General features: G+C 73.7%; 26 protein-coding genes and 1 riboswitch. Of the genes, 11 read left to right on the top strand and 15 right to left on the bottom strand.

The window, feature by feature from the left end:
- Positions 1-58: 58 nt before the first annotated feature.
- Both Q3W68_RS05535 and Q3W68_RS05540 read left to right on the top strand, forming a co-directional pair.
- Positions 59-814, top strand: coding sequence for a cyclopropane-fatty-acyl-phospholipid synthase family protein (locus Q3W68_RS05535; protein WP_302904392.1), 756 nt, complete (start codon positions 59-61; stop codon positions 812-814).
- Positions 815-852: 38 nt separating this feature from the next.
- Positions 853-1278, top strand: coding sequence for an ATP-binding protein (locus Q3W68_RS05540; protein WP_302904393.1), 426 nt, complete (start codon positions 853-855; stop codon positions 1276-1278).
- 42 nt (positions 1279-1320) lie between these two features.
- Here the strand turns inward: Q3W68_RS05540 and Q3W68_RS05545 are convergent, their stop codons facing one another.
- A complete protein-coding gene (locus Q3W68_RS05545) occupies positions 1321-2103 on the bottom strand; it encodes a DUF3152 domain-containing protein (RefSeq protein WP_302904394.1) in 783 nt (260 codons plus the stop codon).
- 205 nt (positions 2104-2308) lie between these two features.
- On the opposite strand from Q3W68_RS05545, the gene Q3W68_RS05550 reads away from it, so the two are divergent.
- From Q3W68_RS05550 to Q3W68_RS05560, 3 genes are all read left to right on the top strand, one after another.
- Positions 2309-3499 (top strand): DUF2786 domain-containing protein, encoded by a 1191-nt coding sequence (locus tag Q3W68_RS05550; RefSeq protein WP_302904395.1) that lies wholly within the window; start codon positions 2309-2311, stop codon positions 3497-3499.
- A 100-nt stretch (positions 3500-3599) separates the two neighbouring features.
- On the top strand, positions 3600-3959 hold the full coding sequence (locus tag Q3W68_RS05555) for a YciI family protein (protein WP_302904963.1): 360 nt from the start codon (positions 3600-3602) through the stop codon (positions 3957-3959).
- Positions 3956-5197: an RNA polymerase sigma factor gene (locus Q3W68_RS05560; protein ID WP_302904396.1), complete on the top strand. Its 1242-nt coding sequence runs from the start codon at positions 3956-3958 to the stop codon at positions 5195-5197. The genes Q3W68_RS05555 and Q3W68_RS05560 overlap by 4 nt, the downstream gene beginning before the upstream one ends.
- A 22-nt stretch (positions 5198-5219) precedes the next feature.
- On the opposite strand, the gene Q3W68_RS05565 is transcribed toward Q3W68_RS05560, so the two are convergent.
- The 5 genes from Q3W68_RS05565 to Q3W68_RS05585 all read right to left on the bottom strand — a co-directional run bounded on the left by Q3W68_RS05565 (position 5220) and on the right by Q3W68_RS05585 (position 9629).
- Positions 5220-5726 carry a hypothetical protein gene (locus Q3W68_RS05565; RefSeq protein ID WP_302904397.1) on the bottom strand — a complete coding sequence of 169 codons (507 nt, stop codon included), beginning with the start codon at positions 5724-5726 and terminating at the stop codon, positions 5220-5222.
- A 174-nt stretch (positions 5727-5900) separates the two neighbouring features.
- The gene (locus Q3W68_RS05570) at positions 5901-6074 is read right to left on the bottom strand and encodes a CsbD family protein (protein ID WP_116511121.1); all 174 of its coding nucleotides are present in this window, start codon (positions 6072-6074) and stop codon (positions 5901-5903) included.
- A 67-nt stretch (positions 6075-6141) separates the two neighbouring features.
- Positions 6142-8397 carry a cation-translocating P-type ATPase gene (locus Q3W68_RS05575; RefSeq protein ID WP_302904398.1) on the bottom strand — a complete coding sequence of 752 codons (2256 nt, stop codon included), beginning with the start codon at positions 8395-8397 and terminating at the stop codon, positions 6142-6144.
- Between the two features lie 17 nt (positions 8398-8414).
- Entirely contained in the window at positions 8415-9386 is a 972-nt protein-coding gene (locus tag Q3W68_RS05580; protein WP_302904399.1) for a hypothetical protein, read from the bottom strand.
- A 36-nt stretch (positions 9387-9422) separates the two neighbouring features.
- Complete coding sequence (locus Q3W68_RS05585) at positions 9423-9629, bottom strand: heavy-metal-associated domain-containing protein (protein ID WP_120571952.1); 207 nt, start codon at positions 9627-9629, stop codon at positions 9423-9425.
- Between the two features lie 80 nt (positions 9630-9709).
- Between Q3W68_RS05585 and Q3W68_RS05590 the strand changes: the two genes are divergently transcribed.
- The 3 genes from Q3W68_RS05590 (at position 9710) to Q3W68_RS05600 (ending at position 12809) form a co-directional block, all read left to right on the top strand.
- Positions 9710-10009, top strand: coding sequence for a metal-sensitive transcriptional regulator (locus Q3W68_RS05590; protein ID WP_013283780.1), 300 nt, complete (start codon positions 9710-9712; stop codon positions 10007-10009).
- Positions 10010-10216: 207 nt separating this feature from the next.
- The gene (locus Q3W68_RS05595; protein WP_302904400.1) at positions 10217-11491 is read left to right on the top strand and encodes a YibE/F family protein; all 1275 of its coding nucleotides are present in this window, start codon (positions 10217-10219) and stop codon (positions 11489-11491) included.
- 154 nt (positions 11492-11645) lie between these two features.
- A riboswitch (cyclic di-AMP (ydaO/yuaA leader) is annotated at positions 11646-11777 on the top strand.
- A gap of 3 nt (positions 11778-11780) precedes the next feature.
- Complete coding sequence (locus Q3W68_RS05600; protein ID WP_216931787.1) at positions 11781-12809, top strand: hypothetical protein; 1029 nt, start codon at positions 11781-11783, stop codon at positions 12807-12809.
- 58 nt (positions 12810-12867) lie between these two features.
- Here the strand turns inward: Q3W68_RS05600 and Q3W68_RS05605 are convergent, their stop codons facing one another.
- Positions 12868-13521, bottom strand: coding sequence for a carbonic anhydrase (locus Q3W68_RS05605; protein WP_302904401.1), 654 nt, complete (start codon positions 13519-13521; stop codon positions 12868-12870).
- A 155-nt stretch (positions 13522-13676) separates the two neighbouring features.
- On the opposite strand from Q3W68_RS05605, the gene Q3W68_RS05610 reads away from it, so the two are divergent.
- Together Q3W68_RS05610 and mycP are read left to right on the top strand one after the other, a co-directional pair.
- Positions 13677-14018 (top strand): MarR family winged helix-turn-helix transcriptional regulator, encoded by a 342-nt coding sequence (locus tag Q3W68_RS05610; protein WP_302904402.1) that lies wholly within the window; start codon positions 13677-13679, stop codon positions 14016-14018.
- A 56-nt stretch (positions 14019-14074) separates the two neighbouring features.
- Complete coding sequence (gene mycP / locus Q3W68_RS05615; RefSeq protein ID WP_302904403.1) at positions 14075-15364, top strand: type VII secretion-associated serine protease mycosin; 1290 nt, start codon at positions 14075-14077, stop codon at positions 15362-15364.
- On the opposite strand, the gene Q3W68_RS05620 is transcribed toward mycP, so the two are convergent.
- The 7 genes from Q3W68_RS05620 to eccCa all read right to left on the bottom strand — a co-directional run bounded on the left by Q3W68_RS05620 (position 15267) and on the right by eccCa (position 21903).
- Entirely contained in the window at positions 15267-15548 is a 282-nt protein-coding gene (locus Q3W68_RS05620) for a WXG100 family type VII secretion target (RefSeq protein WP_013283773.1), read from the bottom strand. The two genes, mycP and Q3W68_RS05620, sit on opposite strands and share 98 nt — an antisense overlap.
- A gap of 28 nt (positions 15549-15576) precedes the next feature.
- The gene (locus Q3W68_RS05625; protein ID WP_073839146.1) at positions 15577-15885 is read right to left on the bottom strand and encodes a WXG100 family type VII secretion target; all 309 of its coding nucleotides are present in this window, start codon (positions 15883-15885) and stop codon (positions 15577-15579) included.
- A 214-nt stretch (positions 15886-16099) separates the two neighbouring features.
- Positions 16100-16369 carry a hypothetical protein gene (locus tag Q3W68_RS05630; protein WP_302904404.1) on the bottom strand — a complete coding sequence of 90 codons (270 nt, stop codon included), beginning with the start codon at positions 16367-16369 and terminating at the stop codon, positions 16100-16102.
- 12 nt (positions 16370-16381) lie between these two features.
- Positions 16382-17110 carry a hypothetical protein gene (locus Q3W68_RS05635; protein ID WP_302904405.1) on the bottom strand — a complete coding sequence of 243 codons (729 nt, stop codon included), beginning with the start codon at positions 17108-17110 and terminating at the stop codon, positions 16382-16384.
- A gap of 31 nt (positions 17111-17141) precedes the next feature.
- Positions 17142-17435 (bottom strand): hypothetical protein, encoded by a 294-nt coding sequence (locus Q3W68_RS05640; RefSeq protein ID WP_194798849.1) that lies wholly within the window; start codon positions 17433-17435, stop codon positions 17142-17144.
- A gap of 18 nt (positions 17436-17453) precedes the next feature.
- Positions 17454-17864: a YbaB/EbfC family nucleoid-associated protein gene (locus Q3W68_RS05645; protein WP_302904407.1), complete on the bottom strand. Its 411-nt coding sequence runs from the start codon at positions 17862-17864 to the stop codon at positions 17454-17456.
- A 73-nt stretch (positions 17865-17937) separates the two neighbouring features.
- Entirely contained in the window at positions 17938-21903 is a 3966-nt protein-coding gene (gene eccCa, locus Q3W68_RS05650; protein ID WP_302904408.1) for a type VII secretion protein EccCa, read from the bottom strand.
- Between the two features lie 169 nt (positions 21904-22072).
- Here eccCa and eccD point away from each other — a divergent pair, with 169 nt between their 5' ends.
- Positions 22073-23470: a type VII secretion integral membrane protein EccD gene (gene eccD, locus Q3W68_RS05655; protein ID WP_302904409.1), complete on the top strand. Its 1398-nt coding sequence runs from the start codon at positions 22073-22075 to the stop codon at positions 23468-23470.
- Here the strand turns inward: eccD and Q3W68_RS05660 are convergent.
- Positions 23454-24626 carry a type VII secretion protein EccE gene (locus tag Q3W68_RS05660; RefSeq protein ID WP_302904410.1) on the bottom strand — a complete coding sequence of 391 codons (1173 nt, stop codon included), beginning with the start codon at positions 24624-24626 and terminating at the stop codon, positions 23454-23456. The two genes, eccD and Q3W68_RS05660, sit on opposite strands and share 17 nt — an antisense overlap.
- Positions 24627-24636 lie beyond the last annotated feature (10 nt).

The raw sequence follows: 24636 nt of genomic DNA on the forward strand, positions 1-24636 counted from the left end.
GAGGAGCACAGACGCAAATTGGTTGCCACTGGCGGCCGTCCGGCGTCACGCTCTCCGGATGACCTCACCGGACCTGCCACGCAGCTTCACCATTCGCGAGGGCGACCTGCGGATCCTCAACGCGTTCGACGAGGCCAAGCTGGCCACGCTGGGCCGCGCGATCCGGTTGCGCCCCGACGACGAGCTGCTGGACCTGTGCAGCGGCAAGGGGGAACTGCTCTGCACCTGGGCCCGCGACCACGGGATCACCGGCACCGGAGTCGACATCAGCACCGTCTTCACCGCCGCCGCCCGGGAGCGCGCCGCCGAACTGGGCGTCACCGACCGGGTCCGGTTCGTGCACGGCGACGCCGCGGCGTACACCCCGGAGCGGCCGGTCGACGTGGCCGCCTGCGTCGGCGCGACCTGGATCGGCGGCGGCGTGCCCGGCACGCTGGAACTGCTCGACCGGGCGTTGCGGCCGGGCGGCATGGCGCTCGTCGGCGAACCCTACTGGCGGCGCGACCCGCCGGACGACGAGGCCGTCGCCGGCTCGCACGCCCGGTCCCGCGACGAGTTCAAGGATCTGCCCGGCCTGGTCGAGTCGTTCGGCGACTGTGGCTGGGATCTGGTCGAGATGGTCCTCGCCGACCAGGACAGCTGGGACCGGTACGCCGCGGCGCACTGGCTGAACCTGCGCCGCTGGCTGGACGCCAACCCGGACGACGAACTGGCCCCGGAACTGCGCCGGGAACTCACCGAGGATCCACTGCGGTTCGTCCGCTTCCAGCGCGAGTACCTGGGGTGGGGCGTCTTCGCGCTGCTGCGGCGCTGACCTGCTTAGCGAACGGCTACGCAGGGTAAAGCCAGATCATGGGACAGTTGCGCACCTCGCCGCCGCCGCCACAGGCCTCGGAGCTGGAGCGGTGGGTGCTTGACAGTCCCGAGGATCTGCGCGGTCTGCGCGCCTCGCTGCGCGACGCGCTGAACCGGCACGGCCTGGTGCAGGGTGAGGACCTCGACGAGGTGCCGCACCTGGTGGTGCTGGTCGCCACCGAACTGGCGAGCAACGCGCTGCGGCACGGCCGCCCGCCCACCATCATCACGCTGCTCGCCACCGACGACCGGTTCCTGCTCGACGTGGCCGACCACGACGTGAGTTCGGTGCCGGAGCTGACCGACATCAGTCCCACGGACTCGGGTGGGCGGGGTCTGTTCCTGGCCCAGTCGGTCTCGCTCGACGTCGGCTGGTACGCCACCGAGGAGACCAAGAACATCTGGTCCGCCTTCTCCCGCTGACGGCCCGGCCGGGCCACCCGTCGGCCCGCCCGGCGGGCCGCCTCAGCGGTCCCCGGCCGGGATCGGGTCGTCGTACTGGCCGGGCGGGCCGGCCAGCGGTTCGCCGCCCACGAGCGGCCACGGGTTCGGCGTGCAGCCGTGCAGCCCGAGCGTCTGCTGCACCATCACCGGCGCCGGGCCGCCGGCGCGGGGGCAGCGCTCGTGGCCGCGGCCCAGCCGGTGGCCGACCTCGTGGTTGAGCAGGTACTGCCGGTACCGGTCGAGGTCGCTGACGTGCGGCACCCCGTACACCCAGCGGGCCACGTTGATCACGACCCGGTCGCCGTTGCGGCAGGACGTGTAGCGGTCGCCCGGGTCGCCGCAGAGCCGTCCCCGCGTCACCGGCGTGGTGAGCAGCACCGTGAAGTCGGCCCGGTCGTCGCGGCCCACCCGTTGCAGCCGCCACCGGCCGTCGCCGGTCCAGCCGCGCCGGTCGGCGAGAGTGGCGGCCACGTCCCGGGCGAAGCGTTCCACGTCCACGTTGCGGATGCCGTCCTCCACCGCGACCCGGTAGCGCAGCAGCTCACCGGAGCTACCGGCGACCGCGCCGACCGTGTCGGCGGTCCGGAAGGTGCCGGCGCCCCGGGCCGGGTAGCGGATGCCGGGGGCCACCCGGCCGGCCGCCGGGACCGGCGTCGGCGCGGCAGTCGGCGTGGGGCGGGCGCCCGGCGCGGGCGCGCTCGATGCCGCCGCCGGCACGGTCCGCCGGACCTCGATGCGGTCCAGCAGGTCCGGATGGCGCGCGGCGTACCCGCCGGCGGCGAGCGCGGCGCCGACCAGGACCACCGCCAGGAACCGCGGTGTTCGCGACCTCCGCCGTCGCCGGTGCAGCCCCCGGTCATGCCCGCCCACGTCGATCTCCGTCCGTCGCCCCGCCCCGCTCCGGGCAGGAGTACGGACGCCGGGCCCGGACGGTTGAACGGGCGGGCCGGGTACCGTCGGTGCCGGGGTGGGCGACCTGCCGCCTGTCGGAGTCCAGGGAGAGCCACCCGTGTCACCAGCCGAGCGACTGCTCGACGCCGCCGTCGCGACCGCACGCGGCACCGACGTACGCGCTGCCGAGCGAGCCCTCGACGGGCTCGTGGTGGCCGACGGCGCGGCCGTGGACGCGGCGCTGCTCGCCCGGCTGACCCGGGACGTGGGCCGGCTCTGGCCGCGTGGCTGGCAGCCCGCCGACCTGGACCGGCTCGCCACCCGGCGGCTCACCCCGCGCGGCGCCCGGCTGCTGCGCGACGTCATGGCCGCGCAGCGGGGCACCCTGCCGGGGCCGGTTCCCGCCTGGTTCGACGAGCAGCTCACCGAGACGGGCGCCCGTTGGGACGACGACGCGGGCTGGCTGGACCGGCGCGCCGACGGCGACCGGATCACCGCGCTGCGGGACGCGGTCGACGCGGTCGTCCTGGTGGCGGGGCTGCCGCCGATCGCGGCGCTCCGGCCGCCACCCGGCTCGGCCGGCACCGCACTTGCCGCCGCGACGCCGAGCGGTTCCCGGATGCTCGACCGGGTACGCGCGCTGCTCGCCAAGGCCGAGTCGACCGGCTACCCGGCCGAGGCGGAGGCGTTCACCGCGAAGGCGCAGGAGCTGATGGCCCGGCACAGCATCGACGCGGCGCTGCTCGACGCCGGAGCCGAACGCTCGGGCGGCCCGGGCGGCGTGCGGATCGGCGTCGACGCCCCGTACGCGGCCGCGAAGGCGCTGCTGATCCAGGAGGTGGCGGCGGCGAACCGGTGCGAGTCGGTGTGGTCCGACGACCTGGGTTTCGCCACGGTGCTCGGCTTCCCGGCCGACCTGGCGGCGGTCGAGCTGTTGCACACCTCGCTGCTCGTGCAGGCCACCGCCGCGATGCTGCGCGGCCGGGGTGAGCGAGGCAGGGCCGGTGGGCGGCGCACCAAGGGCTACGACGAGTCGTTCCTCAACGCGTTCGCGCTGCGCATCGGCGACCGGCTGCGGGAGGCGAGCGCGGCGGCGGCCGAGGAACTCGACGACGACCGGCTGCTGCCGGTGCTCGCGGCCCGCTCCGACGCCGTCCGGGAGCGCGTCGACCAGCTCTTTCCGGGCACCACCCGGCACCGGCTACAGGTGCGCGACGAGCAGGGCTGGGTCTCCGGCACCAGCGCGGCCGACCGGGCCTCGCTCGACCCGGGCCGCCCGGCACGCCGTCCGCTTCGCGGTGGTCGCTGAACTTCCCGGGGGATGATGTCGGATCGGGCGGACCGGCTCCGACCCGTCTGCGAGGCGCCACCGCCGGTGGCCCGCACCCGAGGAGTGCACCGTGAAGTACATGCTGCTGATCTGGAACCGCCCCGGCTTCGTGGAGGAACTGTCCGAGGCGGAACGCAACGCGATCTTCGGCGAGGCCGACGAGATCATGAAGGAGCTGACCGAGTCCGGCGAGCTGGTCGGCGGCGAGGCGCTCGCCCACCCCTCGCAGACCCGCACGGCCCGTCCGGCGGCCGGCGGCGTCGAGATCACCGACGGGCCGTTCATGGAGAGCAAGGAGCAGTTCGCCGGCTACCTGACTGTCGACTGCGAGACCCCGGAGCGGGCCGCCGAGATCGCCGCGCGCTGGCCGGACGTACGGCACGGTTTCGGCGTGCTGGAGGTGCGCGCGGTGATGGAGCAGGCCGGGACGGAGATGTGACCGCATCTGTGGTCGAGGACCTGCTGCGCACGCTCGCGCCGCAGGTCCTCGGCGTGCTGGTCCGCCGCCACGGCCAGTTCTACGCCTGCGAGGACGCCGTCCAGGAGGCACTGCTCGCCGCCGCCGTGCAGTGGCCGGAACAGGGCCTGCCCGACCACCCCCGCGCCTGGCTGGTCACCGTCGCCACGCGCCGGCTCACCGACGAGTGGCGCAGCGAGCACGCCCGCCGGGAACGCGAGGTGGCGGTGGCGGTCCGGCAGCCCGCGTACGCGGCGGTCGCCCCGCCCGCCGACGAGGAGCCGCCCAGCGGGGACGACACGTTGAAGCTGCTGTTCCTCTGCTGCCATCCGGCGTTGCCGGTGAGCGGGCAGGTGGCGCTCACGCTGCGCGCCGTGGGCGGGTTGAGCACGGCCGAGATCGCCCGCGCGTACCTGGTGCCGGAGGCGACGATGAGCCAGCGGATCCGCAGGGCGAAGCAGCGAATCGAAGCGGCCGGCGCGCGGTTCACGCTGCCCTCGCCGGCCGACCGGGACGAGCGGCTGGGCGCGGTGCTGCGCGTGCTCTATCTGATCTTCAACGAGGGCTACACCGCGTCCAGCGGCGAGGCGCTGCACCGGGCCGAGCTGACCGGGGAGGCGGTCCGGCTGACCCGGCAGCTGCGGCGGCTGCTTCCGGACGACGGCGAGGTGGCCGGGTTGCTGGCGCTGATGCTGCTCACCGACGCGCACCGGGCCGCCCGTACCGGGCCGGACGGCGAGCTGGTGCCGCTGGCCGAGCAGGACCGCAGCCGGTGGGACCGGGACGCCGTCGCCGAAGGGGTGGCGCTGGTGACCGAGGCACTCACCTGGTCGGCGCCGGGGCCGTACCAGGTGCAGGCGGCGATCGCCGCTGTGCACGCGGAGGCACCCACCGCCGAGGAAACCGACTGGCGGCAGATCGTCGCGCTCTACCGGGTGCTGGCGCGGGTCGCGCCGAACCCGATGGTCACGCTCAACCAGGCCGTCGCGGTGGCCATGGTGGACGGCCCGCGGGCCGGGCTGGCGCTGCTGACCACGCTCGACGCCGACGAGCGAACCGCTGGGCACCACCGGCTCGTCGCCGTCCGCGCGCACCTGCTCGACATGGCCGGTGACCGTGCGGAGGCGCGGGCCGCGTACCTGGCCGCCGCGCGGGCCACCACGAGCCTGCCGGAACGGCGTTACCTGGAGGTACGCGCGGCGCGCCTGGCAGATCGGTGAGTCCCGCGCGGGCCGCCTCGGGTCAGAACAACCGTCCCCGGTACGGGTGCGGCCGGCCCCACCGCTCCTCCCACTGGAGCAGTTCCGCCTGCCATCGCGGCAGGTCGGGCCAGTACTCGCGGATCAGTTCGCGGTTCTCCGGGCGGCCGGCCAGGAACCGCCAGTAGGACTCGACCGCCTCCCGGGTCTCGTCCAGCGAGTAGCGGCCCCGCTCGTCCGCGACCCACTCGTTGACGAACTCGACGCCGGCGGGGGAGAAATCGACCTCGTACTTGTCGCTGTCCCACCCCTCGTCGAGCGGACGGCCGTTCGCCACGTCGTCGATCATCTGCAGGGCGTCAAGGCATGCCGAGTAGGAGACGGAGACGTCTGTGATCAGCCACGTGCCGAGAGCCCGGTAGCGCTGATCGGTCACGTTGAACAGCGGGAGCCGGTACTCGTCGACGGAGAAACTGATGAACGCCAACGGAAGTCCTCTGGTTTCGGACAGCACCCGGCCGAAGCCGGACGGGTCGGCAGGATCGGCCATCGAGGAGCCCCTCCGCATTCGAGGTCGCCTCGCATCCTATGTACCGGCGCCGATCCCGGTGGTCCCGTCGGATCCATGTGGACGGTGGGATCCGCCACTCGGGATCGTCACCGTCCGTACACAGCACTCCGGGCCGGCCCGAAGGCCGACCCGGTGGGTGTGTGCGTCGCGTACTCAGCTCTTGAAGGCGTCCTTGATCTTCTCGCCGGCCTGCTTGAGCTTGGCGCCGGCCTGGTCGTTGCGGCCCTCGGCCTCCAGGCGCTCGTTGTCCGTGGCCCGGCCGACGCCCTCCTTGACCTTGCCCGCGGCGTCCTGCGACGTGTTGTCGATCTTGTCGTCGAGACCCATGATGACCTCCACTGATGCGGTTGCCTGACAACAACCGGTTACCCAGCCGGCCGTCCGCTCAATCCCCTCACCCGATCGGGCGGAAGCGCCGCAGCCGCAGGCTGTTGCCCACCACGAAGACCGACGAGAAGGCCATCGCCGCCCCGGCGAGCATCGGGTTGAGCAGCCCGGCCGCCGCCAGCGGCAGCGCCGCGACGTTGTAGGCGAACGCCCAGAACAGGTTGCCCTTGATGATCGCCAGCATGCGCCGGGAGAGCCGGATGGCGTCCACCGCGGCCATCAGGTCGCCCCGGACCAGCGTCAGGTCGGCGGCCTCGATGGCCGCGTCGGTGCCGGTGCCCATGGCCAGCCCGAGGTCGGCCCGGGCCAGCGCGGCGGCGTCGTTCACCCCGTCGCCGACCATGGCGACCACCCGGCCCTCGCGCTGGAGCCGCTCGACCACGTCGACCTTGTCGGCGGGCAGCACCTCCGCGATCACCTCGTCGATGCCGACCTCGGCCGCCACCGCCTTCGCCACTGTGGTGTTGTCGCCGGTGAGCAGCACCGGCTTGAGGCCCAGCTCACGCAGCCGGGCGACGGCCGCCCGGCTGGTCGGCTTCACCGCGTCGGCCACCGCGAGCACGCCCCGCGCCCGCCCGTCCCAGCCGGCCAGGATCGCCGTCCGCCCGGCGGCCTCCGCGCCGGTCGCCGCCCGCTCGACCTCCTCGGGTACGTCGAGACCCCGCTCCCGCAGCAGCCGGGCCCGGCCGACCACCACGGTCCGGCCGTCGACGGTGCCGGTCACGCCCAGCCCTTCGGCGTTGGCGAACTCGCCGACCGGCGGCAGCGTCCCGGCCTCGGCCGCGGCCTCGGCGACGGCCCGCGCGATCGGGTGCTCGGACGCGGCCTCCAGCGCGCCGGCCACCCGGAGCAGTTCGGTGGCGTCCTCGCCGTCGGCGGGCAGCACCTCGGCCAGCGCCATCCGGCCGGTGGTGACGGTGCCGGTCTTGTCCAGCACCACTGTGTCGACCCGGCGGGTGGACTCCAGCACCTCCGGTCCCTTGATCAGCACACCCAGCTGCGCGCCGCGCCCGGTGCCGACCAGCAGCGCGGTCGGCGTGGCCAGGCCGAGCGCGCACGGGCAGGCGATGATCAGTACGGCCACCGCCGCGGTGAACGCGGCGGTCGGCCCGGAGCCGGTGCCGAGCCACCAGCCGAGCGTGCCGGCGGCCAGCGCGATCACGATCGGCACGAAGACGCCGGAGATCCGGTCGGCGAGCCGCTGTACCGCCGCCTTGCCGGTCTGCGCCTGCTCCACCAGCCGCGCCATCTGGGCGAGCTGGGTGTCCCCGCCGACCCGGGTGGCACGGACCACCAGCCGGCCGCCGGCGTTCACAGTCGCGCCGACCACGGCGTCGCCGGGCCCCACCTCGACCGGCACCGACTCGCCGGTGAGCATGCTGGCGTCGACAGCCGACGTGCCCTCCTCGACCACGCCGTCGGTGGCGACCTTCTCGCCGGGCCGGACCACGAACCGGTCGCCGACCGCGAGCCGGCCGACCGGGATCCGGATCTCCTGCCCGCCGCGCAGCACCGCCACGTCCTTGGCGCCGAGTTCGAGCAGGGCGCGCAGCGCCGACCCGGCGGTGCGCTTGGACCGGGCCTCGAAGTACCGCCCGGCCAGGATGAACACGGTCACCCCGGCGGCTGCCTCCAGGTAGATGTTGCCGGCGCCGTCGCCGCGGGTGATGTCGAAGCTGAACGGGTGCTTCATCCCGGGCATGCCGGCGTCGCCGAGGAACAGGGCCCAGAGCGACCAGCCGAACGCGGCGAGCGTGCCGAGCGAGACGAGCGTGTCCATCGTCGCCGCGCCGTGCCGAAGGTTCATCAGCGCGGCGCGGTGGAACGGCAGCCCACCCCAGACCACCACCGGCGCGGCCAGCGTGAGCGAGGCCCACTGCCAGTAGTCGAACTGCCAGGCCGGAACCATGGCGAGCACGATCACCGGCAGGGTCAGCACGGCGGAGACCCAGAGCCGGGTACGCGCGGTGCGCAGTTCGTCCACCGGCTGCCCGGCCGTGGCGGCCTCCGCCTGCTCGGGCGGCGGCGGCACCACTGCGGTGTAGCCGGTCTTCTCGACGGTGGCGATCAGGTCGGCCGGCGCGATGTCGTCGGCGTACCGGACGGTGGCCTTCTCGGTGGCGTAGTTCACAGTCGCCTCGACGCCGTCCATCCGGTTCAGCTTCTTCTCGATCCGGGCGGCACAGGACGCGCAGGTCATCCCGCCGATCGCCAGTTCGATCAGGTTCGGCGCGGTGGGCAGCGCCTTTCCCGTGGCAGTCATCGCGGCACCTCCGGCGCTCAACTGTGCCCGTGCCCCGGGGTGCCGTGTCCGGCGTCCGGGGTCGGTGCGGTGGTGGATGCCGGCGCGGCGGGCGCCGGCGCGGTCTGGTCGCCGGCCAGGACGGTGAACTCGGCGGTGTGCACCGCGTCGCCGTGCCGGAAGTCCAGGTAGAGACGGTACGCGCCGGCCGAGGGCACCTCGGCCGCGAATGTGATCGCCGGACCGGCCGGTGTGCGGCCGTCGCCGGGCGTCCCCTCCGGGTGCACGTGCAGGTACGCCAGGTCGCCCTGCCGCAGCGCCACCAGGTGCCCGTACGCGCCGAGGTAGGGCTGAAGGTCGGTGACCGGCCGCCCGTCGCGACTGACGGAGAGCGTGAGCCGGCTGGTGCGGCCCGGCTCCGGCGTTCCGGTCAGCGTGACCGTGTAGCCGTCGACCGTGGTGCTCGTCACCGGCGCCGGCAGCGGCCGGGCGGTCAGGTCGCCGGGGACCGTGACGTCCAGGCCGAGGGTCAGCGGTTCCCCGCCCTCCGGGGTGAAGTCGGCGAAGGCCCGCCAGACGCCGGGGCCGCCGAGCGGCGAGGCGACCCGCCAGGTGCCGTCGCCGGTCATCTCCGGGTGGACGTGCCGGAACCCGGACAGGTCCCGGCGGGCGACGATCAGGTGCATTCGCTTGTCGTGGGCCACCTCGAACCGGGTGACCGGTGCGCCGTCCGGGCCGGTGATCCGGAAGGCGAACTGCCCGGCCGGGGCGGCGGCGGGCTGGAAGGTGTAGCCGCGTTCGGAGACGAGCAGCCCGCCGGGCAGGTGCGCGGAGGCGCCGCTCTCGTCACCGTGGCCGGTGTCGCCGGCCCCGTGGTCGTTGTCGCTGTCGTCGTGGCGGGTCTCGGCGGCCGGGGCGACGGGATCGGCAAGGTTGCCGATCCCGTACGCCGCGCCGAACACCGCCACGAGGCCGAGGGCGAAGCCGCTGAGCTTCGTCGCCGTGTTCATGGTGTCTCCTCGGTTGTCGCGGGTCCGTCGGACCCGTCACGCACCGACGAGGTCGTAGCCGGCCTCGTCGACCGCCGCGCGGACCGCGTCCGCGTCCAGCGGGTTCTGACTGGTGACTGTGACCCGGCCGCTGGCCAGGTCGACCTGGACGTCGGTGACGCCCGGCAGCGCGCTCAGCTCGGTGCTCACCGAGTTGACGCAGTGCCCGCAGGTCATGCCGCTCACCTGGTAGGTGGTCTCCATCTCGCCCTCCGATCTGATACCCCCCAGGGGTACGTTCGGAACGTTAGCATACCCCCGAGGGGTACGCTATCCTCGGTTTCATGACCGCGCCGTCCAGCCCGACCCGGGGCTACACCGCCAGCAAGGACCAACTCCTCGCCCGGCTCCGCCGGATCGAGGGCCAGGTCCGTGGCATCGAGAAGATGGTCGAGGACGACCGCTACTGCATCGACGTGCTGACGCAGATCTCGGCCATCCAGGCGGCGCTGGACAAGGTCGGGCTGGGCCTGCTCGACGGGCACGCCCGGCACTGCATGCACGAGGGCGCCGCCGAGGGCCGGGCCGACGAGATGGCGACCGAGATGATGGCCGCCGTCGGCCGCCTGATGAAGCGCGGCTGAGCGGGGACCTCCGGCCTACCGGCGACACCGGCCGGGCCGGTCTGACCCGCGCCGCGCGTGTCACCGGCCACGGCGTCCGGGAGCGCCCCGCCGGGCTGCCTACCATGGCCGGGCGACGCCCCGGACGTGGACGACACGTCCGCCCCGGCCCGGTGACCGGACCGGTCCGGCGGACCAGGCGTCGCCGCGACCGTTGGGAGAGACGCCATGGGTGCCGACCACACCCACCCCGCGCCCGCCGCGCCGCCGGGGGTACGACGGCTGCTCGTCGCCGTGGTGGTGCCGCTGTTCGCGCTCACCGTGATCGCGGCGCTGGTGCTCTGGCCGCGGCAGGACCGGGAACCGGTCGGCGGCGCGGACGTCCCCCGCTACCACGGCACCGTGACCCGGCTGGTCACCGAGCCCTGCCCGCCCACCCCGGAGGCCCCGGACGGCGGCGGTGGCCCCTGCGGCACCGTGACGGTGACCGCCGAGCAGGGCCCGGACGCGGGCCGGCAGGTCGAGACGCCGATCCCGGCCGGGCCGGGCGCGCCCCGGGTCGCGGTCGGCGACGAGGTCGTCCTGGTCGAACTGACCGACCCGGCCGACCCGGCGGTGAAGTCCTACAACATCGCCGAGCACCAGCGCGGTACGCCGCTGATCTGGCTGATGGTGCTCTTCGCCGCCGCGATCGTGGCGTTCGGCCGCTGGCGCGGGCTCGCCGCGCTCGGCGGCCTGGTGGCCAGCTTCGCCATCCTGCTCGGCTTCGTGCTGCCGGGCATCGGCGCCGGCCAGCCCCCGCTTCTGGTGGCGATCGTGGGCGCCGCGTTGATCATGTTCGTGGTGCTGTACCTGACCCACGGGATCACCGCGCAGACGTCGGTGGCGGTGCTCGGCACGCTCGGCAGTCTGGTGGTCACCGGCGTGCTCGGCCTGCTCGCCACGTCCGCCACCCACCTGACCGGCTTCGGCAGCGAGGACGCCACCACGCTGTCCATGTTCCAGGGCGACGTGGACCTGCACGGGCTGCTGCTGGCCGGCATCATCATCGGCTCGCTGGGCGTACTGGACGACGTCACGGTCACCCAGGCGGCCACCGTCACCGAGCTGGCGCACGCCAACCCCGGCCTGTCCCGCCGGCAGCTCTACCGGGCGGCGACCCGGGTGGGCCGGGCCCACATCGCGTCCACCGTCAACACGATCGTGCTGGCGTACGCGGGCGCCTCGCTGCCGCTGCTGCTCCTGCTGGTCGCCGACTCCCGCCCGGTGAGCGAGATCCTGACGAGCGAGTTCCTCGCCCAGGAGATCGTCCGCAGCGCGGTCGCCACGCTCGGCCTGATCGCCGCCGTACCGCTGACGACCGGACTGGCCGCGGTCGTGACCACCGCCGGACGGCGCTCGCGCGGCGCGGAGCCGGCGCCGCCCGCGCCCCGGCCGCCGACCGGACGGGACGACGCGCTGGAGGCGCTCGGCGGCGGGAAGAGCACGGAGGCCGCATGGTGACACTCCGCAGCGTGACCATCGATTTCAAACGCGACGCTGGTCACGGTGCGCCACGGCGAAATCTCGCTATTGGTCGGCTTCCGGACGTAGATCCTCAGGAGTGCTGTCGGGTAACCTCGCTGCCGGTCACCGCCGAAGGCGCGCACCGGCGCCAGCGGTGCCGCCGCCCAATCGCCCGCGGGCGAGCCGGGGAACCAGGTACATGGGGTGAATCCGCGACAGCGGTAGGGGCCACTTCCGTCCCGAACCCGTCAGCTAACCCGGTCGGCGGCCGACGGAAGGGAACACTGTGACGGCACCCCTGCGCCGCTGGCTGACACCCGTGGTGGCCGTGCTGGCCTCGCTAGCAGTGCTGGCCGGGCCGACCCCGGCGACCGCGGCACCCACCGCGGCGGCCCCCGGCACCCCCTCGGGCCACGAGGAGGACGGCGAACCGCCGCTGATCACCGAGGCGATCGACGCGGCCAACCGGAACTTCCTCCAGGCCAAGGCGAAGCTCGCCAAGTCGCAGGACCGCCAGCGGCGGCTGGCGGCCGAGGTGAAGACGGCACAGGCCGAGCTCGACGCGCTCAGCCCGCAGGTCAACCAGCTCGCCGCCCAGTCCTACCGGACCGGCCGGATGGGCGCGATGGCGATGCTGCTGGAGAGCAACTCGCCCGACTCGTTCGTCCGCCGGGTCAACGCCCTGGACGAGCTGAACCTCCTCAACGCGCAGCGCCTGGCCGCCATCAACGCGGTCAAGACGCGCGCCGAGCAGGCCAAGATCGCGCTCGACGCCGAGGTGCGCGAGCAGGAGAAGCAGAAGAACGCGATGGAGCGCGAGAAGGTGCAGGCCGAGCGCGCGCTGAAGCTCGTCGGCGGTCTCGGCTTCACCGGCGGCCTGGTCTCCGCCACCTCACCGGTCGCCAAGATCGCCCCCGGCCGCACCGCCGACGGCGGATGGAAGGCCGAGTCGTGCAGCGAGGACGACCCGACCACCTCGGGCTGCGTCACCCCGCGCACGCTGCACGCGTACAAGGAGGTCCGCCGCGCGGGCTTCAAGCGCTTCGTGGGCTGCTACCGGCCCGGCGGGCCGTGGGAGCACCCCAAGGGCAAGGCGTGCGACTGGTCGTTGCAGAACAGCGGCTTCGCGCCCTGGCACAACAACGACACCCGCCGGTACGGCAACGAGGTCGCCGCCTTCCTCATCCGCAACGCCGACCGGCTGGGCATCTACTACGTCATCTGGAACCGGCAGATCTGGTTCCCGGCCACCGGCTGGAGTTCGTACAGCGGACCGTCGAACCACACCGACCACGTCCACATGTCGCTGCTCTGACCCGGACACAGTGAAAGGGGCCGCCCTCGGGCGGCCCCTTTTCCGTCTTCCCTGCGGGTCAGCCGGCCAGCGCCGGGTCGGCGGGCGCCGCCGGAGCGGGCAGCGGGGCCGGGGCCTGCGCCACCGTCCGCACCTCGCCGCCGGCGAGCCGGTACGACATGCCCACCACCGTGCACTGCCCCGCAGCCACCCGCTCGGCCAGGACGGCGGACCGGGCCAGCAGCGTCTCGACGGTCTGCGCGATGTGCACGTCGACGATGCCGTCGAGGTCCTCGACGCCCTGGCGGGCGGCGCGCAGCAGGCTGGGCGAGACCGCGTCCACCACCGCGCCCAGGTGCCCGAGCTGGGCGGCGCCGGTCCGGAACCCCTCCCGGGCGGCCTGGACCGCGCCGCACGAGTCGTGCCCGAGCACCACCACGAGCGGGGTGCCGAGCACTGTGACGGCGTACTCGACGCTGCCGAGCACCTCCGGCCCGGCGGTGTGCCCGGCCGTGCGCACCACGAAGAGGTCGCCGAGACCGCGATCGAAGATGATCTCGGCGGCGAGCCGCGAGTCGGAACAGCCGACGATCACCGCGAAGGGATGCTGGCCGTCGGCGACCGCCGCCCGGTGCCCGGCGTCCTGATTCGGATGCTGCGGGGCGCCGGTGACGAACCGGTGGTTACCGGCACGCAGTTCGATCAGTGCCTGCTCCGGGGTGCTCGGCGTCATGTCCCTCACCTCGTCTACCTGGGAACTACCAGGCCGAACGGCCTCGCGACCCACGGTCACACGCACCTCGGGGCCCGTCAAGATTCGTGATACGCATTTCATACTTTCCCGAGCCGGCCCGCGCCGGGTCGGGGCTACCGCGCAGGGGGCCTAGCATGACCACCATGGCGACCACACCAGGTGAGGACGGGAGCCGCCGTAACTGGACCTTCCTCACCAACCACGGCCACGTACTGCTCGCGATCGCGCGCAACCCCACCGCCCGGCTGCGCGACGTGGCCGACGAGGTGGGCGTGACCGAACGGGCGGCCCAGGCCATCGTCGCCGACCTGGAGGCCGGGGGCTACCTGCGGCGTACGCGGGTGGGACGGCGCAACGAGTACACGATCAACCCGAAGGGCCGCTTCCGGCACCCGGCCGAGGCCGACCAGCAGGTCGGCGCCCTGCTGGCCCTGTTCGCCGCCGAGCCGGCCGGGGACGCCACCGCCGACAGGTGAACCGGGCGGGCACCGCGTGTGCCCGCGCGGGCGGGCGCGGCGGGTAATCTCACCGCGTGCGCGACAGCTTGCGGCCGGGCGCGACCACGGGACGCGTCCGGGCCGGACACCGGATCAGGTCCGTCCTCTCCGGAGCGGCGGCGACCGTCCTCCTCGGCGGCGCGCTGGCGGTACCCGCGCCCGCGCAGGCCGCCCCGAAGTGCGGCCCGGCCGGCGGTCCCGCGCCGACGGAGATGCCGTGGGCGCTGAGCCGCCTCGACCCGGCCGCCGCGTGGCGGATCGGCAAGGGCGCGGGGATCACCGTCGCGGTGATCGACTCCGGGGTGTCGCCGGCCCATCCCCTGCTGCGCGGGCGGGTGCTGCCGGGTGAGGACTTCAACCAGCTCGTCCGCCTGAAGGGGCAGTGCGACCTGGTCGGCCACGGCACCATGGTCGCGGGCATCATCGCCGGCCGGGAGGGCACCGGCTCGCCGTACACCGGCATCGCGCCGGAGGCGAAGATCCTGCCGCTGCGGGTGCTGGCCGAGAACAAGGAGAACTTCGACCCGGACGTGCCGGCCGAGATCGGCAAGGCGATCCGCTGGGCGGTCGACCACGACGCCGACGTGGTCAACCTGTCCCTGGTCACGCTCGACGACCCGGCGCTGAAGTCCGCTGTGCAGTACGCGCTCGGCAAGGACGTGGTGGTCGTCGCCTCCGCCGGCAACCGGCAGGAGAACCGGGAGGACCGGCCGGCCTACCCGGCGGCGTACGACGGTGTCGTGGCCGTCGCCGGGATCGACGAGCAGGGCGGGCACGTCGGCAGCTCGGTCAGCGGGGACTATGTGGACATCGCCGGGCCCGGCCTGAACATCGTCGGGCCGGCGCCGCAGGGGTCGGGATACCGCGCCGAGCCGCAGGGCGGGACGAGCTTCGCCACCGCGTACGTCTCCGGGGTGGCCGCGCTGGTGCGGGCCGCACACCCGGACATCAGCGCCGACGAGGTCGCCTACCGGCTGACCCGTACCGCCGACAACCCGCCCGACGGGCACAACGCCGAGGTCGGCTTCGGGATGGTCAACCCGTACCGGGCGGTCACCAGCCTGCTGGGCACCCGGGAGGACCCGCCGCTGGGCGCTATGCCGCCACCGGCGCCGCCCGTCGACCCGCTGGCCTGGCAGCGCACCGTCGCGATCTGGGTCGCCGTCGTCGGCGCGCTGCTGGCCGGCGTCCTGCTGACGCTGCGCCCCGTCGTGGACCGGTCGGGGGTCAGTTGCCCCAGACCTTGGAGTTGCTCATCTCCGTGGTCATGTAGTTCTCGCGCGCGATGCCCACGGCGCCGCCGATCTCGTTCAGGACCTTGTTGATGTCCCGCACGGCGGCGTCCCACTGGGCCTGGTGCTGCTGGTAGGCGGCCCGGTCCTGGCCCTCCCACTCGAGCTTGGTCAGCATCGCCCGCAGCGTGTCCAGCTTCTCGTCGATGGTCCGCGAGATGGCCTGCATCTGCTGGTTGCTGCTCTCCAGAACAGCGTAATCAACCTTGATGCTCATCGATTCCTCCTCTGCCTGTCTTCGCGGATCACGGGTTGAGAGCAGCGTGGAACTTGTCCAGCATCTGCTGCTGCTCTTCGTCGTTGACCTGGTGCGTGGTGCCCGACTTGTCGAGCAGGTCCGCGATGTTGTCCATCGCGGTCAGCAGCTTGTTCGTGTCCTCGTTCCAGCGAGTCATCAGGCTCTGGAAGCCCGTGGACGCCTGGCCCTTCCAGGCCATCGCCAGGTCGTCGACCACGTTCCACAGCTTCTTGAGCTCGCCGTCGACGTCGCTGCGCGTGGACCGCACGTCACTCGCGGCGGTGTGCAGAGTCGCTGCACTGACCTCGAACGCCATGCTTCACACCCTTCCGTCATCTTGTGGCGGCGGTTCCGCCGCGCCCTCCCCCGCGGCAAGGCGTACACACCCCACCGACGGACACTTCATCCGAACCGTAGCGGACGATGTCCAACCCGCGCAGCCCTGCTGGGCCATCGTCGTATTCCGACATCCCACTGTCGACAGACGGCCGCTCGCACCCTCCGTACGGGTTGGACGGTCGAACCCGAGGTCAGGACCGTTCGCGTGACGATTTGACGATCGTCGACACCCCGAAGGCCAGCACCGCGACCAGCAGCACCACCACGACCCACAGCACCGGTTTCTCGAACGCGCGCTGGAACGCCAGCACCAGCAGCGCCGCACAGGTGCTCAGCGACACCACCTCGGCGGCCCGCCGCAGCCGCGCCGACCGGGTCAGCCCGGCGAACAACATCAACACCACGAAGACCGGGATCGTCAGCAGGACGTACAGCAGCAGCGAGAAGAGCAGGGTGTCCACGGGTCGCTCCCGTCAGCCGTAGAACTTCGAGTCCCGCACCCAGTCGATCTTGATGTCCTTGATGTCCGGGTCGGAACCGGTCGGCGCCCAACCGGGCCGGGAGTCGGCGGTGAACGTGAACCGGTTGTCGGTGTGGAAGGCGGCCAGCAGCGCGTGCAACAACGCGCTGATCTCGCCGAAGACCAGGACCAGGATGGCGGCGGTGGCGGCCAGGCCGGCGATGCCGATGGCCTGGGCCAGCGCGGTGGTCGCGGGGAAGAACTGGAGCGCGATCGAGGCGATCACCGCCACCAGGATCGGCATGAGCGCCTGGGCCAGGCCGGAGACCGCGTCGTTGTACGCGTCCCGGGCGGCGGTGAGCGTGTCCCGGTTGGCGGCGAACGCCTCGGCCAGCGAGTTGATCTCCGCCCCGAGCTTGCGCAGGAACAGGTCGAACGCGTCCCGGTCGTCGAAGTCCCACTCCGCCGCGTCCGGCGGGACCGCCGCCATGGCCGCGCCGAACTGGTCCGCGCCGAGCAGGCGGGCCGCCTCGTCCCACTTCTTGATCGACTCGTTGACCTCCTGGTTGTCGAACGACTCCAGGTAGAGGATCGTGCCGATCAGCGCCGCCGAGGCGGCGATCCAGACCAGGTTGCCCTTGGCGATGGCCGCCGCCGACCGGACCGGCGCCGTGGTCTGCGCGACCGACACCGAGCCGGTCACCGTCCCGGACGCGTTGGCGATGAGGATCTCCGGTGGCATCAGGCGCCCCTCCCGTGACGGACCCGGCCGGTCACTTGACCACCCAGGGCTGATCCGACTTCTCCCAGTTCTTCGCGCTCTGTTCGAGCTGCGCGGCCGCCCTGCGCAGATGCTCCACGCCCGTCCGGACGTTGTCCAGGTGCCCGTCCACCGCCGCGTTGTGCCGCTCCACCGCGCCGGTGCCGAACCAGCTCAGCGCGCCCCCGGGCAGCTTGACCTCGGCCAGCAACGTCTCGACGTTGCGGAGGTACTGGATCGGGCCGTCCGGGGCGTCGAGCCGCTGGCCCGCCTTCCGGATCGCGTCGACGTCGACCGTGTTCGGCATCCTCGGCCTTCCTCTCGCTCAGCGCCGCAGATTGCGGGTCGGGTCGGACAGGTCCACCCCGAACTGGCGGAACCAGTCCTCCGGGGTCAGCGTGCCGTCCTGCGCCCGGCGGACCATCTCGGAGTCGCCGAGCATCTCGCTCAGCATCTCGCGCTGCCGCTCCTCGAAGGCCGCGTAGGCCGCGTCGATCGCCGCCTGCATCGCCTCGGCCAGCGAGAAGCTGTCCAGCCGCATCGCCCGCGCGTTCAGCTCGATGTCGCCGACCTTCATGTCGCCGTCCACCGTCACCCGCACCAGCCCGTCCGGGCTCTCCCCGGCGACCCGCAGCTCGGCGCGCTGCCGCTGGAGATCGGCCAGCCGGCGCTGCTGTTCCTGCGCCTGCCGCAGCAGGCCCTCCATGGCCGCACCGAAACCCGACGGGCTGCTCACGGACGCGCCCCTCTCCACTCGCGACGATCGATCGGGCCGACGCTACCGGACCGGCGGCCCGGCGTCCGTCCCGTCAGGCCGGTTCCGTCCACGCGGTCTGGATCAGCTGCTGGCCGTCGCGGCGACGGACGAGCGTGCCCCGGCCCGGCGGCTGCGGAGTCGGCCGCAGGTTGCCGAAGACCGCGCCCTCCTCCCGGCTGCCGGACATCAGCAGGCCCGGCGAGTCCAGCTCGCGCAGGCGTTGCAGCACCGGCTCGTACAGCGCCCGGGCCACACCGCCGACCCGCCGCGTGATGATCAGGTGCAGGCCGATGTCCCGCGCCTGCGGCAGCAGCTCGTGCAGCGCGCTCAGCGGGTTGCTGCCACCGGAGGCGACCAGGTCGTAGTCGTCCACCAGGATGTACAGGTCCGGGCCCTTCCACCAGCTCCGGTCGCGCAGCTGAGCGGTGGTCACGTCCGGGCCGGGCAGCCGGTTCTGCAACGCGCTGCGGATCGAGCCGAGCCCCTGGCTGAACACCTGGTTCGACGGCGCGTAGTCGAGCAGGTGATCCCCCTCGACCGCGCCCAGCAGACCACGCCGGTAGTCGGCGATGACCAGCCGCGCCTGGGCCGGGGTGTACCGCTCGGCGATCCCCCGGGCGATCAGCCGCAGCAGGTTGGTCTTGCCGCACTCGGCGTCGCCGAACACGGTCAGGTGCGGCTCGCCGGCCAGGTCCAGGTAGACCGGGGCCAGCGCCGACTCGTTCACGCCGATCGGAATGCCCGGTGCGGACCGGTCGACCACCTTCGCCAGCTCGGTGACCGCCAGCTTGCGCGGCAGCAGCCGGACCTTCGGCGCCGGCTGCCCCGGCCAGTTCGCCGCGACGTGACCGGCGAGCGCCACCGACGCCTCGGTCAGGTCCTCGATGTCGCGCTTGCCGTCGATCCGCGAGATCGCGGTCAGGAAGTGCAGCTTGTCCCGCGTCAGGCCGCGACCGGGCGCGCCCACCGGCACGTTCTGCGCGGCCCGCCGGTCGATCTCCGACTCCGACGGGTCACCCAGCCGCAGCTCCAGCTTGGTGCCGAGCAGATCCCGCATGTTGATCCGGATCTCCGCCCAGCGCACCGCCGTGATCACCACGTGGACGCCGAAGCCGAGGCCCCGGTTCGCCAGGTTCGTGATCGTCTGCTCCAGCTCCTCGTACTCCTGGCGCAGCGTGTTCCAGCCGTCCACCACGAGGAAGACGTCACCGAACGGGTCGTCGGCGAACTCACCCGCCGCCCGGCGGCGCCGGTAGCTCGCCACCGAGTCGATGCCGTGCTGGGTGAACCGGTTCTCCCGCTCGTCGATCACGGCGACCACCTCGGCCACCGTCCGCCGGACCGCCTCGACGTCCCGCCGGCCCGCGACACCCGAGGTGTGCGGCAGCCCGTCCAGGCTGCGCAGCGCGCCGCCGCCGAAGTCCAGGCAGAAGAACTGCACCTCGCGCGGCGTGTGGGTGAGCGCCAGCGAGGCCAGCATCGAACGCAGCATGGTGCTCTTGCCGCTCAGCGACGCCCCGACGATCACCACGTTGCCGCCGGCCCCGGCCAGGTCCACCATCATCGGGTCACGACGCTGCTCGTACGGGCGGTCCACGATGCCGACCGGCACCGCGAGCCGGCCGCGGCCCGGCCAGTCGGCGGTGGTCAGGCCGTACGTCGGATGCACGCTCAGCTTCGGCAGCAGCTCGGCCAGCCCGGACGGCTCGGCCAGCGGCGGCAGCCACACCTGGTGCGCCGGCCGTCCCCGGCCCTTGAGCTGGTCGATCAGCACGTCGAGCATCGCCACGGCCTTGCCGTCGCCGCTCTGCTCCGGCTCCGGGGCGGCCTCGGCGGGGCTCGGCTGGACCGGCACCGGCACGTAGTCGATGCCGTACGGGACGATCCGGCGCTGCACCTGCGCCCGGGTGGAGCGCTGCACCTGCCCCGGCGCCCGGTACGGGCCGGACACGTACGCGGCGCGGAACCGCAGCATGGTCGCCGTGTCGGTCTTCAGGTAGCCGTGGCCGGGCGCGCTGGGCAGCTCGTACGCGTCCGGCACGCCAAGCACGATCCGGCTCTCCACCGCCGAGAACGTGCGCAGACCGATCCGGTACGACAGGTGCGTGTCCAGGCCGCGCAGCTTGCCCTCCTCCAGCCGCTGCGAGGCGAGCAGCAGGTGCACGCCGAGCGACCGGCCGAGCCGGCCGATCATCACGAACAGGTCGATGAAGTCCGGCTTGGCGGCCAGCAGCTCGGAGAACTCGTCACAGATGATCAGCAGGCTGGGCATCGGCTCCAACGGCTCACCCGCGGCCCGCGCCTTCTCGTAGTCGTACCGGGAGACGTAGTTGCCCGCCGCCCGCAGCACCTCCTGCCGGCGGTTCATCTCACCGGCCAGCGCGTCCCGCATGCGGTCGACCAGCGGCAGCTCGTCGGAGAGGTTGGTGATCACCGCGCTGGTGTGCGGCAACGCGTCCAGCGAGGCGAAGGTGGCGCCGCCCTTGAAGTCGACGAGGACGAAGTTCAGCTCCTCCGACGAGTGCGTCACCGCGAGCGCCGCGACGACCGTACGCAGCAGCTCGCTCTTGCCGGAACCGGTCGCGCCGATCACCAGGCCGTGCGGGCCCATGCCCTCGTGCGCGGACTCCTTGAAGTCCAGCTCCACCACGTTGCCGTCCGGTCCCAGGCCGAGCGGGATGCGCAGCCGGTCGCGGTGGCTGCGCGGACGCCAGGTCTGCCGGGTGTCCACGGTGGCGGCGTCGCCGACGCCGAGCAGGTCGGGCAGCTCCATGCTGCGGGCCAGCGGCTCCTCGGTGCTGGCACCCTGCTGCTGGGAGAGCCGGAACGGGGCGATCTGCCGGGCCAGCCCCTCGGCCGCGCTCAGGGACAGCCGGTCCGGCCGGCCGAGCCGCGAGGTGGCGGTGCCGCGGACCAGGTCGAGCCCGGTGCCGTCCCCGGTGTCCAGGCAGAGCAGCCAGCGCCCGGCGTCGCGCGGGACCGCGCCGGACAGGTCGAACACGGTCGTGCCGAGCAGGCCCGGCCCGGTCAGCGCACACGTCGCCGAGACCTCGCCGCCGTCGAGCACCACCACCACGTGCGGCGCGGTGGTCAGCGGCTTCGCCTCCGGCGCGAACCGGGGCCGCCCGCCCAGGTCCTGGGCCAGTGCGGTCTCCGCCTCGTCCAGCGCGGCGAACACCATCCGGCGCGCGCCCGCCGCGTCCGTACGCCCCGGGTGCTGGGCGTGCGGCAGCCACTTCACCCAGTCCCAGGCCGCCTGCCGGTCCGGCGCGGCCACCACGACCACCAGGAGGTCCTCCGGGGCGTGGAACGTGACCAGCTGGCCCAGCGCGGCCCGGGTCAGGTCGAGCACCGGCTCCCGGTCGCCGCGCAACGCGATCCGGCTGAACGCGCGCAGCGACAGCGCGGTCGGCAGGTCCGGCACGCTGGAGTGGGCCCGGACGAACCGGCGCAGGGCGATCGCGCTCATCGGTTCCAGGTCCTCCACCGGCTTGGTCTCCGGCGGCACGATCTCCACGGCCAGCCGCTGCGGGCCGAGCGCGATCCGCACCTCGCCGAAGTCGTCCTCGGTGATCCGCCGCTCCCAGAGCCGGCGCGAGGCGGCGATCGACCAGAGCGCGTCCGGCTCCGGGTGCCGCCAGGTCATCGCCGCGCGCTGCTGCTCGGCCGCGCGCCGGGTGCGCTTGCGCATCTGCGCGAGATAACGCATGTAGTCGCGCCGCTGGGCGTTCAGCTCGGCCTTGTCCTTGCCGCCGTTGCCGAGCGTGCCGATCGCCATGCCCAGCATGGACACGCCGAACAGGCCACCGGCGACGTACGTCATCATGCCGCCGCCCCGGCCGGCGTAGAGGAACGCCATCGCGCCGACGCCGCAGAGCATCGGCAGGATCATCAGCACCTGGCCCATGCCCTTGGCCTGCGGCTCCGGCAGCTCGGGCGGGGATTCCAGCAGCACCTCGCCGCGCGGCAGCGCGGGCCCCGGTTGACGCGGAAGTCGGCGGAACACCACCGTACTCACGGCTCTCCCCTCCCCAGAAGCGGCCCTGATCGTGGTCTGCCACCGCCGGTGAGCGTCGGGTGGGCAACCTGTGCGACCGCCATCGTAGGTAATCTCCCGGTGGCGTCGTGGACCCGTGTGGGCGACGCCGACGGCCCAGCGGATCGTATGCGAGCACGAGGAGGCCACTGTGGCGACGAAGACGGCGACCGGTGGGCTGAGCCGGATCACCATCGTGGCGCCGCGTACCAGGATGGATCTGGCGCTGCCGTCCGACGTGCCGCTCGCCGACCTGCTCCCCACGCTGCTGCGGTACGCGGGCGAGGACCTGGCCGACGAGGGCGTGCGGCACGGCGGCTGGGCCCTGTCCCGGCTCGGCGGTCAGCCGCTCGACGGCGGCCGGACCGCCGCGCAGCTCGGCGTCCGCGACGGCGAGGTGCTCTACTTCAACCCGCGTGCCGCGACCGCCCCCGAGATCGTCTTCGACGACGTGGTGGACGCGGTCGCCACCTCCACCACCCAGCGGGCGGGCGCCTGGCAGGTCGGCACCACGCGGACGTTCGCGGTCCTGCTGGCCGCCTCGGCGCTCGCCGCGGGCGCGGTGGCGACGCTGCTCACCGGTCCGCCGCAGCTACCCGGCGCGGCAGCCGCGTTCGTGGTCGCGGTGGCGCTGCTGGTCGGCGCCGCGGTGCTGTCCCGCGCCGCGGGCGACAGCCGCACCGGCGCGGTGCTGGCCCTGGTGGGGATCGGGTACGCGGGCGTCGGCGGCCTGCTGGTGCTCGCCGGGGACCGGACGCTCGGCGAGCTGGCCAGTCCGCACGTCCTGCTCGCCGGCACCGCAGTGGTGGTCTTCGGCGCGGTCGCCGCGCTCGCCGTCGGCGACCGCCTGCCGCTGTTCCTCGGCGCGGTGGGCGTGGGCGTGGCGGTCGGCCTCGGCGCGGTGCTCAGCCTGGCCTTCGGCATCGGCGCGGCGGCGTCGGCGGCGGTGGTCGCGACTGTCGCGTTCGGCGCGCTGCCCGCGCTGCCGATGCTCGCCTACCGCCTGGCCCGGCTGCCGGTGCCGTCCATCCCCACCGGCCCGGACGACCTCAAGACCGACACCGAGTCGGTGGACGGGCCGTCGGTGCTGCGCAACAGCGAGCGCGCCGACGCGTTCCTCACCGGTCTGCTCTGGACGGTCTCGCTGCTGGTGCTCGGCGGCGAGGTGGTGCTGGCCGGGAACGGCCGGCTCCCGGCGGTCCTGCTCTGCCTGGTGCTGGCGCTGCTGTCGCTGCTGCGGGCACGACCGTTCCTCAGCCGCGCCCAGCGCACGCCGGTGCTGCTGTCCGGCACCGTCGGCCTGGGGCTGGTCGCCGCCGCGACGTTCGCGGCCGGCTCGCTGGCGGTACGCCTCGGGCTGATCCTGGGCGGCCTGGCCGTGCTGGCCGTGATCAGCCTGGTCTACGGCCTGACCGTGGCCGGCAAGCGGATCTCCCCGGTCTGGGGCCGGACCCTGGACATCGTCGAGATCCTGCTGATCATCGCGCTGGTGCCGCTGGCCGTCTGGGTGTGCGGCGCGTACGGCTGGATCGTCAACCTTCGACCGTGACGGTCCCCATCGCGGTGCCGACCGGCGCGGTGGCGTAGACGCCGGGGCCGTGCTGGCCGTCGAGCGGGCGGGCCGGCACGCCCGCGCGCCGCGCCATCTCCCGGACCGCCTTCACCAGCGCCTCGGCGTGCCCGTCCATGGCTGCCACCCGCAGCAGCGGCGGCACCCGCCGGCCGCCGGGGAGCACCACCGCGGCGACCGTGTGCGAGGGCGCGGAGGTGGCGGTGACCGCGTCCACCAGCGCGCCGAGCGAGCCGTTGGGGCGTACCCGCAGGGCCAGGCAGCGCTGCGTCCAGCCGCCCCCGCGCAGGCTGGTCCACGTCTCCACCGGGGACTCCGGTGCCAGGTCGAGCCCGGCTCCGGACACCACCGCGGCGTGCAGCTCGTTGCGGTCGAGCACCCGGTGGGCGAGGCCGGCGGCGTTGAGCGCCTTGCCGAGCCGGCCCACCCCGGCCGCCACCGTGCGGTGCACGCCGCGCACGCCGCCGCCCCGGCTCACCGCCTCGGCCCGCGCGTCGGACACGGACAGGCGCAGCGCCACCCACACGGTCCGGTACGCCGACGGCGGCGCGCCGGGCGCCGGGTACCAGACCAGGGTGTGCGAGACGACCTGGGTCTGGGTGACCGGGCCGGAGAAGTCGGCGAGCACCGCGAGTGCGCGGTCCACCACCGCCGCCTCGATCGAGCCGGCGGGCGCGCCGGGACGGCCGGTCAGCGCCAGCGCGGCGAACCAGCCCCGGTCGTCCTGCCCGATGCCGAGGCGGGTGCCGCGCTCGGTCAGCTCCACCACGGTCAGCTCCGGGGCCAGCGCGGCCAGCCTCGGGTCACCACCGGGCGCCGCGCCCCGGGCCCGGTCGCGGCGCCGGCGCAGCCGGCGGCGGAGCATCAGATCCTCGTACCACCAGCGGCCGCCCCGGCGCGCGAACGCCGCGACCACCGCCAGCAGCGCCAGGACGGCGACCACCCCGAGCAGCCACGCCGGTCCGGCGGTGGCGAACCAGACCGCGAGCGCCGCGCACTCCACCACCACGAGCTGCCCGACCACGACCGGGCCGAGCCGGCCCCGGCGGCGCTTGTCGGCGGGGGTGACCGGCCGGTCCGGCGGCACGGCGGGAGCGGTGGCGGTACGACCGGGTGGCGCCTGGAGCTGCGTCATCGGTGTGCGT

This window comes from Micromonospora sp. C28ISP2-4, from assembly GCF_030519385.1.
GTDB lineage: Bacteria > Actinomycetota > Actinomycetes > Mycobacteriales > Micromonosporaceae > Micromonospora > Micromonospora tulbaghiae.

What these genes read in the sequence shown, in the direction of transcription:
- Q3W68_RS05535 (WP_302904392.1), top strand. Translation starts at nt 59, where the DNA reads ATGACCTCACCGGACCTGCCACGCAGCTTCACCATTCGCGAGGGCGAC.
- Q3W68_RS05540 (WP_302904393.1), top strand. Translation starts at nt 853, where the DNA reads ATGGGACAGTTGCGCACCTCGCCGCCGCCGCCACAGGCCTCGGAGCTG.
- Q3W68_RS05555 (WP_302904963.1), top strand. Translation starts at nt 3,600, where the DNA reads ATGCTGCTGATCTGGAACCGCCCCGGCTTCGTGGAGGAACTGTCCGAG.
- Q3W68_RS05565 (WP_302904397.1), bottom strand. Translation starts at nt 5,726, where the DNA reads ATGGCCGATCCTGCCGACCCGTCCGGCTTCGGCCGGGTGCTGTCCGAA.
- Q3W68_RS05570 (WP_116511121.1), bottom strand. Translation starts at nt 6,074, where the DNA reads ATGGGTCTCGACGACAAGATCGACAACACGTCGCAGGACGCCGCGGGC.
- Q3W68_RS05575 (WP_302904398.1), bottom strand. Translation starts at nt 8,397, where the DNA reads ATGACTGCCACGGGAAAGGCGCTGCCCACCGCGCCGAACCTGATCGAA.
- Q3W68_RS05580 (WP_302904399.1), bottom strand. Translation starts at nt 9,386, where the DNA reads ATGAACACGGCGACGAAGCTCAGCGGCTTCGCCCTCGGCCTCGTGGCG.
- Q3W68_RS05585 (WP_120571952.1), bottom strand. Translation starts at nt 9,629, where the DNA reads ATGGAGACCACCTACCAGGTGAGCGGCATGACCTGCGGGCACTGCGTC.
- Q3W68_RS05590 (WP_013283780.1), top strand. Translation starts at nt 9,710, where the DNA reads ATGACCGCGCCGTCCAGCCCGACCCGGGGCTACACCGCCAGCAAGGAC.
- Q3W68_RS05595 (WP_302904400.1), top strand. Translation starts at nt 10,217, where the DNA reads ATGGGTGCCGACCACACCCACCCCGCGCCCGCCGCGCCGCCGGGGGTA.
- Q3W68_RS05605 (WP_302904401.1), bottom strand. Translation starts at nt 13,521, where the DNA reads ATGACGCCGAGCACCCCGGAGCAGGCACTGATCGAACTGCGTGCCGGT.
- Q3W68_RS05610 (WP_302904402.1), top strand. Translation starts at nt 13,677, where the DNA reads ATGACCACCATGGCGACCACACCAGGTGAGGACGGGAGCCGCCGTAAC.
- Q3W68_RS05620 (WP_013283773.1), bottom strand. Translation starts at nt 15,548, where the DNA reads ATGAGCATCAAGGTTGATTACGCTGTTCTGGAGAGCAGCAACCAGCAG.
- Q3W68_RS05625 (WP_073839146.1), bottom strand. Translation starts at nt 15,885, where the DNA reads ATGGCGTTCGAGGTCAGTGCAGCGACTCTGCACACCGCCGCGAGTGAC.
- Q3W68_RS05635 (WP_302904405.1), bottom strand. Translation starts at nt 17,110, where the DNA reads ATGCCACCGGAGATCCTCATCGCCAACGCGTCCGGGACGGTGACCGGC.
- Q3W68_RS05640 (WP_194798849.1), bottom strand. Translation starts at nt 17,435, where the DNA reads ATGCCGAACACGGTCGACGTCGACGCGATCCGGAAGGCGGGCCAGCGG.
- Q3W68_RS05660 (WP_302904410.1), bottom strand. Translation starts at nt 24,626, where the DNA reads ATGACGCAGCTCCAGGCGCCACCCGGTCGTACCGCCACCGCTCCCGCC.